This window comes from Xylanibacter sp., from assembly GCF_057607445.1.
This window is the reverse complement of record NZ_DBLZAX010000016.1, coordinates 1-13,222: the sequence shown is the minus strand read 5'-3', so window position 1 is coordinate 13,222 and position 13,222 is coordinate 1. Positions and strand designations below refer to the sequence as shown.

Below are 13,222 nucleotides of genomic sequence, written 5' to 3'. Positions count from 1 at the left end.
TCTAGCGTGATGTCTAGCGTGTTAAAATTTGCATTCTCTTTCAAGATGTGTTATCTTTGCATAAGATAATCTGCATCTCGGCATAACATTCAAGCAAGCTTGATGTTTCTGCTCTCGATTTGCGTTATCTTTGTACAAGATAGTCTGCATCTCGGCATAACATTCAAGCGAGCTTGATGTTTCTGCTTTCGATTTGCGTTATCTTTGCATAAGATAATCTGCATCTCGGCATAACATTCAAGCAAGCTTGATGCTTCTGCTTTCGATTTGCGTTATCTTTGCATAAGATAATCTGCATCTCGGCATAACATTCAAGCGAGCTTGATGCTTCTGCTCTCGATTTGCGTTATCTTTGTACAAGATAAGCGCCCGGCTGTATAATATATAATGTCAGCAAGAGTTGCTTTATGATTAAGCCGGATGGCGTAAGCAAAATAAATTAGGATAACAAACAAAAACATAAATATCATGAAAGATACACAGACACAGATTGAATTCAGGATTCGCGCCTATGGCCGTACAGAACTAGCCCAGCTTTATTGTCCCACACTGACTCCTGGTGCCGCCTACCGCAAGCTCCGTCAATGGATAGCCCTAAGTCCCGGCCTCACCGCCCGCCTCGAGACGCTAGGCAGCGGCAAGTCGCGCACATGGACACCCGCCGAAGTAAAAGAGATTGTTGAGGCGCTGGGGGAGCCGTAAAAATATGTTCTAACTTTTATTACCTATTTGCGGAATAAAAGCGTTGGTATAGTAAAGGTATTGGATAACAGTGGGTTACATGATAATTCAGTTGTTAAGAATTACTTAACAACTGATTATGAAGGTATGGATAATATAATGTTTTGTGCGCATGATATTGATATATTTGTCAAAACAATCAAATTTGCCTAAAAAGTTAAACAATGAATGAAGAAAAAGTATATAGGATACAGCATTTCTGTAATTACCGTAAAGCTTTAAGCTGATTAGCTACGGCAGTGGAGATTGTTACAAAACAGATTTATGATTACGATGAAATCTGAAGGATTTCATGCTTTATATTACATATCCTCCATTGACAGTGCCTTGTAGGATATGTTATACCCTTTGAACTCGCCAGTGGCACGCAGAAAAGCTGCTGCTTTTTGTTTCAGCACCTCTATGTCAATATTTGCGGCTTTACGTTTTACCTCGAAAAACGTAGCTTCATTGTTCAGCTCGTTCTCGGCCACAATGTCAATTTCATTTTCACCTTTACGGTCCCACCATCCGCCAATCCGTGTATAGGTTTGACATTCAATCAGCATGTGTCCGAAATAGCGTTTGAGCATTCTTTATTCCTTTTGTTTCAACTTCCGAAACAGCCGTTTCCGAAATGGTTGTTTCGCTACTGCAAATATAGCGTATTTTCCTGTAATGATGTTATTCAGCTTTATAACTTTGTGAAAGTATAGCAAGTGGCGTGTCGTATTACGAGTAGGCGGACGGCTGAAATATTTATAATAGGTATTAGCTGAAAATCGAAAATTCTTAGTATGAACGTCAGTTTTTTATAAACATTTCCATGTTTTCTTATCCTTTACAACCAACAATCCTCTTAAACCTTTCGTAACCTGCAGTAATCTGCAAACGCGAAATTGGTTGTTGTATCTTTGCAATGTCGAAAGGAACAAGGCGACACGGACATTAAAGCCACAGCCGGCAGGCGGAAATGAACGTAGCGGCAGTTCTGGAAGGCATGAGAGATAATAAACAAATAATGTACAACAACTAAAAAGAAAGGAAAGAAACATGATTAGGTATAAACTTTATCAGAACCGCAATTCAAACAGTAACACAAACGGTAAATGGTATGCACGCGCGGTGTGCGAGGAAACTTACGATACAGAGAAGCTGGCGGCTCATATGTCATCACACAGTTCGCCGTTCTCAGCCGGTGTTATCCACGGAGTGCTGAAAGACATGATAGCATGTATCAAGGAACTTGTGATGGACGGCAAGAACGTTAAGCTGGACGACTTGGCCATATTCTCGGCAGGTCTGAGAACATTGCCGGCAAACAGTCCCGAAGAGTTCACCGCCTCAGCCAACATCGACAGCGTCCGCCTGAGGGCACGCTCAACAGGAGTGTTCCGCTCATCAGTGCTGACACGCGAGGCAAAGACCAAGCAGTTCTCACAATATACGGTAGGCGAGGGCAGCGAAGTAGAGATGCCGTAATGCAGTAGAGTGAAGCTGCCATAAACATTAAGAAGCTTACTTTCATTGTGTTAACCCAAATCTGGAGTTATGATTCTGCCTGTATTTCTGCCTTGTATAGAGCCGATTTTTGTTTGATTTTTCGTAGGCATAGTGGTCTGTGTAAACGAAAAGACTGAAAAAACGGATGGAGGCAGAAATACATAAAATGGACAAAACTATATGCGGTCTGATGATGATTTGGGTTTTGTAACGTTGACGGGCATTGGTCATGCAGATTTAAGCTGGCCGATGTCTGTCAACTTTGTTAATAAAACGGAAGCATGTCGTGAAGTATATCTTATGACAGTCAGACATTTATCTCCTGCCTTGGCAGCCACGGGCAGTTTGTGCGCCTGAATTTTTTATCGGTGCATTGATGTTGTTTACATCTATTTTTTATAAATTTGCCAATTGAAACACAGACAATTTTTATGATAAAGTTTAAGGATATAACAGAAGACGACAAGGAACTGATACAGAGTTTTACGCTTTGGGGCGAAAGACAAAACTGCGACCTGTCGTTCTCGAACCTGATAAGCTGGCGCTTTCTTTACAACACACAGTTTGCGATAGTTGACGACTATCTTGTGTTCCGTTTCTACATGGGACATCATCTGGCCTACATGATGCCTGTGCCGCGGCCGAAGCGGCAAGAAGACGGTACGTTTAAGGTGGAGCCGTGTGACGAATGTTCGGTTAGCGTGATACGTGCCATACGCGACGACTCGATAGCCATGGGGCATCCGTTCCTGATGCTTGGCGTATGCAACTATATGCGCGACATCATTGAGGAGCATTTTCCCGACACGTTCGACATAAAGCCCGACCGCGACTTCAGCGACTATATCTACACTCGCGACAAACTGATAAATCTTTCGGGAAAGAAACTGCAGAGCAAGCGCAACCACATAAACAAGTTTAAGAACCTTTATCCTGACTACAGATACCGCGAGCTTACGCCGGAACTTATTCCGCAATGCCTCGAACTGGAACGGCAGTGGCGCCGCACGTCGAAAGACGACAACGGAGATGTGCCCGATGAAGACCTTTCAGAGGAACTGCGCTCAATGACGCGTGCGTTTAACCGATGGGATAGGCTGGGACTTGTGGGCGGAACAATATTTGTAGGCGACAAACTTGTAGCCTTCACCTTCGGCTGCCCGATAAACCAGTGTACGTTTGACGTGTGTGTTGAGAAGGCCGACGTAAACTATGAAGGAGCGTTCACGATAATAAACCAGGAGTTTGTGAAGCATCTGCCCGAGCAGTATTATTACATCAACCGTGAGGAAGATATGGGCGACGAAGGACTGCGGCGCGCCAAACTGTCGTATAAGCCCGACATACTGCTTGAGAAGAACGTGATAATGGAGAAACATCCGCTGGCGGCATTTGAAGACCAAGACCGCATAAAGGAAGAAACGCGCGAGATATGGAAACAGGTGTTCAACGATCCAGACAAGTTTATCAACCTTTATTTCTCGCGTGTCTACCGCAGCGAGTATAACGTGTGCTGCCAGATAGATGGAAAGGTGGTGGCTGCGCTGCAGACATTGCCTTACACCATGATTTATGACGGACGTGAGGTGAAGACTGTATATGTAAGCGGAGTGAGCACACGGCCGGAATATCGCCGTCAGGACATAGGCAACAACCTGATGCGGCAGGCCCATTTCCGTGTATATTACAGGGAAATAGTGTTTGCTTCTCTTATTCCTGCCGAAGACTGGCTATATGAATGGTATGAGAAGTGCGGCTATGCCCGCGTGATGACATGCACGCCTCCGCCGGCAGATACCATGGCTACGTCGTTTGAAGAGTTCGACCGCATTCAGCGCGCAAAGCGTTGTGTGCTTCTGCATGATGAAGATGGCTATGAGGTTATACGCGAAGACATACGCCTGGCAGGTGATGAATATCGTCCGCAGGCCAAAAACATTCAGGCCATGTTGCGCGTGATAAACGCCAAGAAGGCTCTGGAATTGTATGCCGAACTGAATCCTGACAAAGATATGGTGCTGAGGGTTGAAGGTGATGCCGACATTCCGATGAATAATGCCTACTATGTAATAAAGAACGGAAAGGTGCGTCAGACGGATGAACCTTACGCCGATGCCTTGAAGCTGACAATAAACGGCCTGGCAGAATTTCTGTTTGATGGCGTAGGGGCGGAAATGAACCTGATGCTGAATTAAGTTAAACCCAAATCAGTCATTAGACCGCATATAGCTTTATCTATTTCGTGCATTCATGCTTTCAGTCCGTATTTTTGTTTCTATTGGCGTCTTTTTGTTCGCTTTTTCTTGACATAGCCCGCTATGCCTGCGAAAAATCTAACGAAAATCCGCTCAATATAAAGCAAAAATCCCAGCCGAATACTAATGCCAGATTTGGGTTAAAAGTGAAAAGATAAAAGTGAAAAATCCATTAGCTATCTTGCTTTAATACAATGGCTAATGGATTCTTCACTTTTCACTTTTATCTTTTAATTTCTTAGAGTTTCGTTTTCAGTTCGTACAGTTTTGTTGAGTTGCTGCCTTTGATGAGTATGCAGAAGCCTTCGGGCTTGTTTTCGTTAATGGCTTGTTTAACCTCCTCAACATCGTGGAACTTGCGGAATGTACAGTCTGTAGATTTAAACTCATCGCCAACGAGCCACACCTGCTCGATATCTAAGGCTTTCAGCATGTCTGCAACCTTTTGATGTTCCTCGTCGCTCACTTCGCCAAGCTCCTTCATTGCGCCTATTATGGCCATCTTGTGGTCGGCCTTAATCTCTTTGAAGTTCTTCAGTGCGGCCTCCATGCTTGTCGGGTTGGCGTTGTATGCGTCGATAATCAGTTTGTTGCTTGCCGTAACCTCCAGTTCCGAGCGGTTGTTGGTAGGCACGTAGTTGGCAAGAGCATGGCATATCTGCTCCTCTGTAACGTCGAAATAAAGACCTATACATGCCGCAGCGAGCATGTTGTATATGTTGTAGCTGCCAATCATGTGTGTCCTTACCTCGTTCCACTGGGCTTTGCCGTGGCGCCATCTGAAGTTGAGGAACGGGTCGCATGACAGAAACTCTCCGCATACGCTAAGTTCATCGCTGTCCATGGTGCCGTATTTTATAAGGCTCAGTCCGCTTGAAATCTTCAGCAGATGTTCGTTGTCGTTGTGTATAAACACTTTGCCGTTGTGCTCGCGCAGATAGTCGTAGAGTTCTCCCTTGGTGCGTATCACACCTTCAAACGAGCCGAAACCTTTAAGGTGAGCCTTTCCCACGTTGGTTATTATGCCGTAGTCAGGCTCGACGATGTTGACCAAAGTCTTGATTTCGCCCGGATGGTTGGCTCCCATCTCTATCACGGCAATATCGTTTTCGGCCGTGAGTCGCAGCAGCGTCTTGGGCACACCGATGTGGTTGTTGAAGTTGCCCTGAGTGTAGAGCACGTTATATTTTTCGGCCAATACGGTTGCCACGAGTTCCTTTGTCGTGGTCTTGCCGTTGGTGCCGGTTATTCCAATGATTTTAGTTCCAAGTTTGCGGCGGTGGTAGTTGGCCAGCTGCTGCAGCGTGGTCAGACAGTCTTCGGTAAGGATATACCTGTTGTCGCCTTCAACGGCAAACTCTTTTTCGTCGATAACGGCATACGAGCAGCCCTGTTCGAGAGCCTTGGCTGCAAAGGCGTTGCCGTTGAACGATTCGCCTTTCAGCGCAAAGAAAATAGAACCTTTGGGGCAGTCGCGGCTGTCGGTGGTAACCTGCGGATGCTCGGTGAAGATTCTGTATAATTCTGATATGTCCATGTGTGATAGTTTTATTGGGTGCAAAAGTACATCAAAAAATCGTACCATGACAATTTTGCGGCCAAATAATAATCTGTTCTGCACATATTTTCTTACCTTTGTGATTCTGTTGATACAGAAAAAATTATTGATGAAATAAAAGATATATTGTTATAAATGCTAATCTGAAACTTTTTGAATAAAATGAAATACGTAAACGAAACGGTGCGCCGCCAGGACCGCCTGCTCAACGAAGAGCGTGCCTTGCAGCTTATTAGAGACAGCGAATATGGAGTGTTGTCCATGGTAGATGCTGACGGTGGAGCCTATGGTCTGCCGCTGAATTATGTTTGGGACGGCGAACACAGTCTTTATATACATTGCGCTCCTGAAGGAAAGAAACTCAGGGCCTTGGTGTACAATCAGGATGCGTCGTTCTGCATAGTTGGCCATACAAATCTGTTGCCGTCTCGCTTCACTACCGAATATGAAAGTGTGGTGATGAAATGTCACGCTGTAACGGCGCTTGATGATGAAGAAAAGAGGCACGCGCTGCAACTGCTGATAGACAAGTTGGCGCCTGAATATAAAGAAGCTGGAATGAAGGCCGCTGAAAAATCGTTTCATCGTGTAGGCATAATACGTCTTGACATAATTGAGTTCAGCGGCAAGTGTAAGGCTGTTCCGTCGGCTCATTGAGGTTTAAGCCCAAATCAGGCGGCTTGGATATAAATATATTTTCCGACTTGTTTTTATTCTTTATAAAAAACGTCAAAAATATAAAGAGTCTCAATATTTATGAGTATTTTTGCCATCTGTTGAGATTAATTTTATTCTTTAATTTATATTGTGAAAAGCTTTATTCCATATATATTGAACGTTAACGGGCAACTGATTGATTTGTCTGAGCCTTGTGTTATGGGCATTCTCAATGCCACTCCCGATTCTTTTTACGCCGGCAGCCGCAAGCAGACTGAAGCTGAGATTGCTGCAAGGGCCGACCAGATAATGGCCGAAGGCGGCAAGATTATCGACGTAGGGGCTTTCTCTACGCGTCCCGGTGCGGCTCATGTTACTGAGGAAGAAGAAATGGAGCGCATGCGCATGGCATTGAAAGCCGTAAGAAGCGTGCAGCCCGATGCCCCCGTTTCTGTCGACACGTTCAGACCCGAAGTGGCCCGCATGGCTGTTGAAGAGTTTGGGGCTGGCATAATAAATGATGTATCTGAAGGCAACGTCAATGGTGCTTTCGGCGGCAGCGAGGCTTATACGGCAGGCGATGAGGTCGGCGAAGGCGGATGTGAGTGTCCAGAGATGTTCAGGATGGTGGCCCGTCTTGGCGTGCCTTACATACTCATGTCGGTCAAGCCCGACATAATGAGCATGATGAAGGCTTTTGCTCATGAAGTGCAGACGCTCCATTCTCTTGGTGTTAAGGACGTGATTCTCGACCCTGGCTTCGGCTTCGGCAAGACGCTTGAGCAGAATTATGAACTGCTTGCCTCTTTGGGAAAGTTGCGCGAGTTTAATCTTCCGCTGCTTGTCGGCGTGTCGCGCAAGTCGATGATTGCGCGCCTGCTCGGCACTGATGCTGATCATTCGCTCAACGGCACATCAGTTGTCAACACCATTGCCATGATTAATTCGGGTGCGTCAATTCTGAGAGTACACGACGTAAAGCCGTGTGTTGAGGCTGTTACTATTGTAAAAGAAGTATTTAAGTATGTTTGAATTTGGCATAAAAGATTTTGTCGATATATTTTGCGTAGCCCTGATGCTGTATTATATTTACAGACTGATGAAGGAGTCGCGCTCGCTCAACGTGTTTATCGGCATCATGGTGTTCATCGTTGTCTGGCTGTTTGTAAGTCAGATTCTTGAGATGCGCCTGCTCGGAAGCATTATGGACAAGCTGGTAAGCGTGGGTGTCATTGCCATAATAATATTGTTTCAGGAAGAAATACGCAAGTTCTTGTATAATCTTGGTGCGCACCGCCGCGTGAACGGAATAATAAGGCTCTTTGTCTCGGGCGACAATAAGGATAAGGTGGACATGGAGTCGATAATGCCTGTCGTGATGGCCTGCATGAACATGGGCAAGGCGCGCATCGGAGCGCTCATTGTCATCGAGCGCATATCGTCGCTCGACGATATCGTTGAAACCGGCGACATCATCGACGCAAACATAAACCAGCGACTTATAGAGAACATCTTCTTCAAGAATTCGCCTCTGCACGACGGTGCAATGGTCATATCAAAGAAGCGTATCAGGGCTGCGGGATGTATCCTTCCAGTGAGCCACAGCATAGATATCCCGAAGGAACTCGGACTGCGCCACCGTGCTGCAATGGGCATATCGCAGGACAGCGATGCCATAGCCATTGTCGTGTCAGAAGAAACCGGGCGCATTTCGGTGGCCATAAAGGGACAGTTCCACCTTCGCTTGTCGGCCGAACAGCTTGAGAGCATACTTACACGTGAACTTGACTTCTGATGCATGACGTCATGGCTTGTGCCTTTCCGGTATCCATGCCATGACGTCATGATTCATTTAACTCCAGCCGTAATCAGTATTCAGCAGGCTGTAGTTTTATGTTGATTGTATTTCCGCTTTTGTTTTCTTGGTCATAGCGGACTGTTAATGGAAAGACAAACAATACTACAATAGAAAACAAGAAGACGGCAGAATACACCGATATGCTTATATAACATTTAGAACATATCTTGCCTGCTGATTTTGCTTTGTTTTATTTTATTCCTTTTATCTTGTTGATGCCGACGGCTTTCTTCGTGTTTCACATTGAAACTGATTTTATTCCCATATATTCTTCATGTTCTTTTTGTTTCTTTTCTGATGACAAATTGTTTTAGTTTTTAATAATATGTATTACAAAAAGTATAAAATATTATTTATTTGGTTAATAAAAGTAATTTTTATCTTGAAAATAATTAAAAAATGAAATTGTAACGCTTTTTTAATGCCTCGTATTTTTGTTTCTGAAAATAAAGAACTATATTTGTGAAGTCTCAATTTATAGTTTGTTATCATGATAGATTTTAAAAATTTCTCAGCTATTCAGACTTGTCTCGACGAGTATATGTCGCTTGCAGGCAAGAACGAAATTAACGACATGGAAGCCAACCGTGAGTTGGCCCGTGCCGGTTTGTTAGACGATTCTCTTCCAAATCCGGGCAAGCCATTAAGGCTCCTGCTCGCCGGTTTGAGAGATGCTAATCTTTTGCCTCAGAATATTAGGCAGATATACGGAACATGGGTTATCCGGCTGTCTACGACGATAGCCAAATGTCCGCTTGTCAACCAGTTTCAGTATTGCTGAAAGTCAGCAGCTGCAGGCTTGCCGGAAAAGATTAAATAACTGATTTTCAATGCACCTCATGGCATGTAAAAAGGCTGTGGAGTGCATTGAATTTATATGTGCCTTATGGCTGTTTCGGTTTAACGGTTGTTTACTTTACACGCTTATTGGCGTTAAATAATGCTAATGACATTCAACTTTAGCGCAACTTATCCGTCTTATACGTAAATTTGCAACAAATTATAACCTAAAAATAAACGAAAATTTATGATGAAGAAGAATTTATTGATTGTATCATTGGTTGCAGGATGCTTCATGGTGAGCAGCTGCGTAAGTAAAAAGGACTTGGAAAACTGCCAGCTTGAGAACAAGGAACTGACAAATAAATATCAGGAAACACAAGGCAAACTCTCTGACGCTAACTCTGAACTTGCTGCAAGCAAGGTGCGCGTTACAAGTCTTGAGGAGCAGCTTGCTCAGACTAAGAGCGCATACGAGGCACTGCAGAGCTCGCTCGACAAGAGCCTTACTGCAAGCAACCAGACAACTGTGAACATCTCTAAGCTGGTTGACCAGATCAACGAGTCAAACCAGTACATCCGTCACCTCGTTGAGGTTAAGAGCAAGAGCGACTCTCTGAACCTTATCCTCACAAATAACCTTACACGCTCGCTCAGCAAGGAAGAGCTGAAAGAGGTTGACGTTCAGGTGCTCAAGGGTGTTGTTTACATCTCTCTTGCCGACAACATGCTCTACAAGAGCGGAAGCTACGAGATCAACGACCGTGCTGCCGAGACTTTGAGCAAGATTGCAAAGATCATCAAGGACTATAAGGACTATGATGTGCTCATCGAGGGTAACACCGACAACGTGCCTGTAAACACATCTTCAGCTGCGATGAAGAACATCCGCAACAACTGGGATTTGTCTTGTCTCCGTGCATCAAGCGTTGTTCAGGCTCTTATCAATCAGTATGGCGTAGAGCCTAAGCGTCTAACTGCTGGTGGACGTGGCGAGTTCAACCCTGTTACATCTAACGATACTGAGGTTGGCAAGCAGCGCAACCGCCGCACTCAGATTATCATCACTCCGAAACTCGACCAGTTCATGGACCTTATCGACAAGGCTCCCGAGAGTGCTGAATAATCAGAACATTAGAACTTAGATAATATAATCATAAGGTCGGACATACGGCAGGCGCCGTTTGTCCGGCCTTTTTCTTTTTTATATCCTTTTCATAAATGCCCTAGGCTTTCTGCCTTTTGTCTTTTTCCTATAGTATGTGTTTTTGTTTTTGGGGATTGCTGTGTCGTATGCCTACGTGTCTCTGCATCATCTCAATATGTTTTCATGCTATTTTTGTGCTCTTGCTGCCGTTTTCGTGTTAAGTTTCTCATTTCTTTCCTTGCCGTTTATTGCTTGCGTTGGAGTATGTGGTGCGGATGTTGCTGAAAACTCATTGGTTTTCATTCAAAAAAGCGGCTGTTTTTGCTTCAAAAGTGGCCCGTTTTCGGGGTGAAAACAATAGGTTAATGATTTAAAACTTATTCATGCAGTTTTACTTTCACTATTTGCGCTTTTGGCGTTTAGTTTTGCCTGGTTGAAATAAAATCGGATCAGTTTCCTTACACTTTTTCGTGCTTTTCTTCTTGCTGCTTTGTCTTGTCCTTGTCGTTATGCTTTTTCGGGCTTCTGTTCAGATGTCCGTTATTGTTCTTCCGGCCTGCGCACGCGTAGACAAAAGATACTGTCAACGCTGCGCAGGCCGTTAGCCTTTTTCTTCAATCTTATCTGTTCATCACCTTCCAGGTCTTTCCGTCCTGTACGATAATCATTATTCCTTTATAGTCTTTTGGCGAAGCTATTCTCTGTCCGTCAGCGGTGTATGCCTTGTATGGCTTCTGCATGTCCGGCATGCAGTCAGCCGTTGTGCCGTCTATTCCCGTTGTCGTCCTTTTGCCTGTTATCGTCATTCTTTTTATTTCCCATGTTCCGGCCTCCGAGTCGTTGCTCTTGTAGTGGAACACTATGCTGATTTTCTTTCCGGCATAGCTGTTTAGCGATATCTCGCCCGAGTCGATAAACGTCCAGTTGTTGCCTGCCGGCCATGTTATTCCGTCGAGTGTGTTTGTCGTTCCGTCGCATATTACTTCTACGCTGAATGTGCTTTCGGGCGACTTGCAGAAGTTTATTGCATGGTTAAATGTCAGTGTTGCCTCGCTGAATCCTGTAAGGTCTATTTCAGGAGAAGTCAGCGTTGCTTCTGCCGCGTATGCCCTGTTGTTGGCATATCCTGTGCCTTTCCATCCATATTTCGTGTCTCTTATCCACACCTCAAATCCGCTGTATGGTTCGCTTATATTCTTTGCCGTGAAGTTGCCGGTTTCTGATGTGAATGTTGCCTGATATATTGTTTCTTCCGTAGGAACGTCCGGATTGTCCGTATATTCAGATGTCGTCACGGTGTTTTCCGGGTCGAAGGCATAGTCTATGCTGTCGCCCCATATATATTCCATGAGGTTTGGAAAGTCTACAAACGGATTGCGGTTGCCTTGAATCTTGTACACTTCGTTGTTGCGCTCCACTTCAGTCTGGTCAACGCCGTCGGTCTTGGCCCACTCTATATATAAGGTGTATGCCCATTCGCGCAGGGTGGGGTAGTCTCCTTGCTGAAGTATCTGCAGGGCCTGCGTGCCCGACCATGTAAAGTCCTGATATGCCGTAGCCATATACATATATCCTCGCGCAAAGTCGCCTTTCCATTTGTCTGCCGGCTCCCACAGCTTATATCCGTTGCTGCCCGTGCCCACCTTGGTGCATCCGTTGTCGGTGCTGGCGTTGTTAACCTTTCCCATAGGGTAGTTCGATTTTGCCGAGTTTATCTTCTGTTCCGACGGCATCAGGTTATACAGATCTTTGTATGCCTGGTTTTCGCTTCCGCCCCACCAGCTTTTCGGGAAAGAGTGCTCTATGTTCATGCCGCTTACAGCCTGACCTTTGTTGCCGAAGTATCTTTTGTCGTTGCTGTAGCGGTCAACCACCTGTCCGTCGTCCAGGCGGTCTGTCGTGTAGAAGCCTTCCCATGTGCGTCCTGAGCCTGAGCCGTATTTTAGCACAGTGGCATTCTTTATTATGTTATGCACTGCCGTTTTCAGTTCGGCTCCCTTCTTGCCTTTCAGCGAACTGTAATAGTTTTGTGGAATCTGTGCTATTGCGGCTGTTGCCGTCAGCATGGCCGTTGTTATGGCCGCGATGAAAAATTTTCTCATGTCTTTCTTAATGCAGGTTTTTAAATTTAGACAAATCTTCTGTTTGTAAATACTTGTATTATGAATTTTGCAAATGTATCGAAATATTTTTTAATCATACAACCTTTTCCTCTATTTTTATTCATTATTCTAAATATGTCGTCTCGTATTCGCCCGTGTTTCCGTTTGCTTTTTCGCCATCATGTAAGGCTATGTCAACGAAAAGCAGACGGCTATACTCTCAAGATAAAATAATAAGGCGTCTGAGAACGTCTGTCCGGTTGCGGAATTTAATGCGTCTGCATCCTAATGGCAGATTGGCTGCATCATACACTTTAATATTATTTTCATGATTCCTCCTTTTTCGTGGCAATGCTCTTAATGGTTTTTATTCCTGTCCTCTTGGAGAAGTTTGTCTTTCATGCATTTTTCTCAGTCAGAATGGGATTTTAAATCATATATACAATATTTTACTTTTGTCCTGTCCGATTTTTTGCTTGAATGTGTTGTTTGCGTTTTCGCTTTTTGCCAATCTTTATGCTTCCTGATTTTAGTTTTGCCTTTAAATTCTGCCATCGGTCTTTGGTTTTTGCCATTAGCGTATAATTTTCATCCATCCCTGCCTGTTTTATATCCCGTTCCAGTGTCATAAGTCTGCCTATT

The 13,222-nt window shown here is 44.5% G+C and carries 11 protein-coding genes and 1 pseudogene; 8 read left to right on the top strand and 4 right to left on the bottom strand.

What is annotated here, in order from left to right:
* Nucleotides 1-468 precede the first annotated feature (468 nt).
* A complete protein-coding gene (locus ACZMIG_RS11865; protein ID WP_021855432.1) occupies nucleotides 469-702 on the top strand; it encodes a DUF4248 domain-containing protein in 234 nt (77 codons plus the stop codon).
* 341 nt (nucleotides 703-1,043) lie between these two features.
* Here the strand turns inward: ACZMIG_RS11865 and ACZMIG_RS11860 are convergent.
* A pseudogene (locus ACZMIG_RS11860) lies at nucleotides 1,044-1,313 on the bottom strand (DUF234 domain-containing protein); the annotation flags it as partial.
* Between the two features lie 460 nt (nucleotides 1,314-1,773).
* Here ACZMIG_RS11860 and ACZMIG_RS11855 point away from each other — a divergent pair.
* Entirely contained in the window at nucleotides 1,774-2,202 is a 429-nt protein-coding gene (locus tag ACZMIG_RS11855; RefSeq protein ID WP_021854535.1) for an HU family DNA-binding protein, read from the top strand.
* 452 nt (nucleotides 2,203-2,654) lie between these two features.
* Nucleotides 2,655-4,418: a GNAT family N-acetyltransferase gene (locus ACZMIG_RS11850; protein WP_487889607.1), complete on the top strand. Its 1,764-nt coding sequence runs from the start codon at nucleotides 2,655-2,657 to the stop codon at nucleotides 4,416-4,418.
* A gap of 298 nt (nucleotides 4,419-4,716) precedes the next feature.
* Here the strand turns inward: ACZMIG_RS11850 and ACZMIG_RS11845 are convergent, their stop codons facing one another.
* Complete coding sequence (locus ACZMIG_RS11845) at nucleotides 4,717-6,015, bottom strand: UDP-N-acetylmuramoyl-tripeptide--D-alanyl-D-alanine ligase (RefSeq protein WP_418874271.1); 1,299 nt, start codon at nucleotides 6,013-6,015, stop codon at nucleotides 4,717-4,719.
* Nucleotides 6,016-6,198: 183 nt separating this feature from the next.
* Between ACZMIG_RS11845 and ACZMIG_RS11840 the strand changes: the two genes are divergently transcribed.
* The 5 genes from ACZMIG_RS11840 (at nucleotide 6,199) to ACZMIG_RS11820 (ending at nucleotide 10,457) form a co-directional block, all read left to right on the top strand.
* Nucleotides 6,199-6,693: a pyridoxamine 5'-phosphate oxidase family protein gene (locus tag ACZMIG_RS11840; protein WP_418874272.1), complete on the top strand. Its 495-nt coding sequence runs from the start codon at nucleotides 6,199-6,201 to the stop codon at nucleotides 6,691-6,693.
* A gap of 219 nt (nucleotides 6,694-6,912) precedes the next feature.
* Nucleotides 6,913-7,725 (top strand): dihydropteroate synthase, encoded by an 813-nt coding sequence (locus ACZMIG_RS11835; RefSeq protein WP_082335259.1) that lies wholly within the window; start codon nucleotides 6,913-6,915, stop codon nucleotides 7,723-7,725.
* On the top strand, nucleotides 7,718-8,488 hold the full coding sequence (gene cdaA, locus ACZMIG_RS11830; RefSeq protein WP_021854541.1) for a diadenylate cyclase CdaA: 771 nt from the start codon (nucleotides 7,718-7,720) through the stop codon (nucleotides 8,486-8,488). Before ACZMIG_RS11835 ends, cdaA begins: the two co-directional genes overlap by 8 nt.
* A gap of 553 nt (nucleotides 8,489-9,041) precedes the next feature.
* Nucleotides 9,042-9,332, top strand: a complete 291-nt coding sequence (locus ACZMIG_RS11825) for a hypothetical protein (RefSeq protein ID WP_125104871.1) — start codon at nucleotides 9,042-9,044, stop codon at nucleotides 9,330-9,332.
* A 249-nt stretch (nucleotides 9,333-9,581) separates the two neighbouring features.
* The gene (locus ACZMIG_RS11820) at nucleotides 9,582-10,457 is read left to right on the top strand and encodes an OmpA family protein (protein ID WP_021854543.1); all 876 of its coding nucleotides are present in this window, start codon (nucleotides 9,582-9,584) and stop codon (nucleotides 10,455-10,457) included.
* A gap of 641 nt (nucleotides 10,458-11,098) precedes the next feature.
* On the opposite strand, the gene ACZMIG_RS11815 is transcribed toward ACZMIG_RS11820, so the two are convergent.
* Nucleotides 11,099-12,580 (bottom strand): endonuclease, encoded by a 1,482-nt coding sequence (locus ACZMIG_RS11815; protein WP_302024733.1) that lies wholly within the window; start codon nucleotides 12,578-12,580, stop codon nucleotides 11,099-11,101.
* Nucleotides 12,581-13,029: 449 nt separating this feature from the next.
* The coding region (locus ACZMIG_RS11810; protein ID WP_487889606.1) for a hypothetical protein at nucleotides 13,030-13,222 on the bottom strand (193 nt) is incomplete at its 5' end.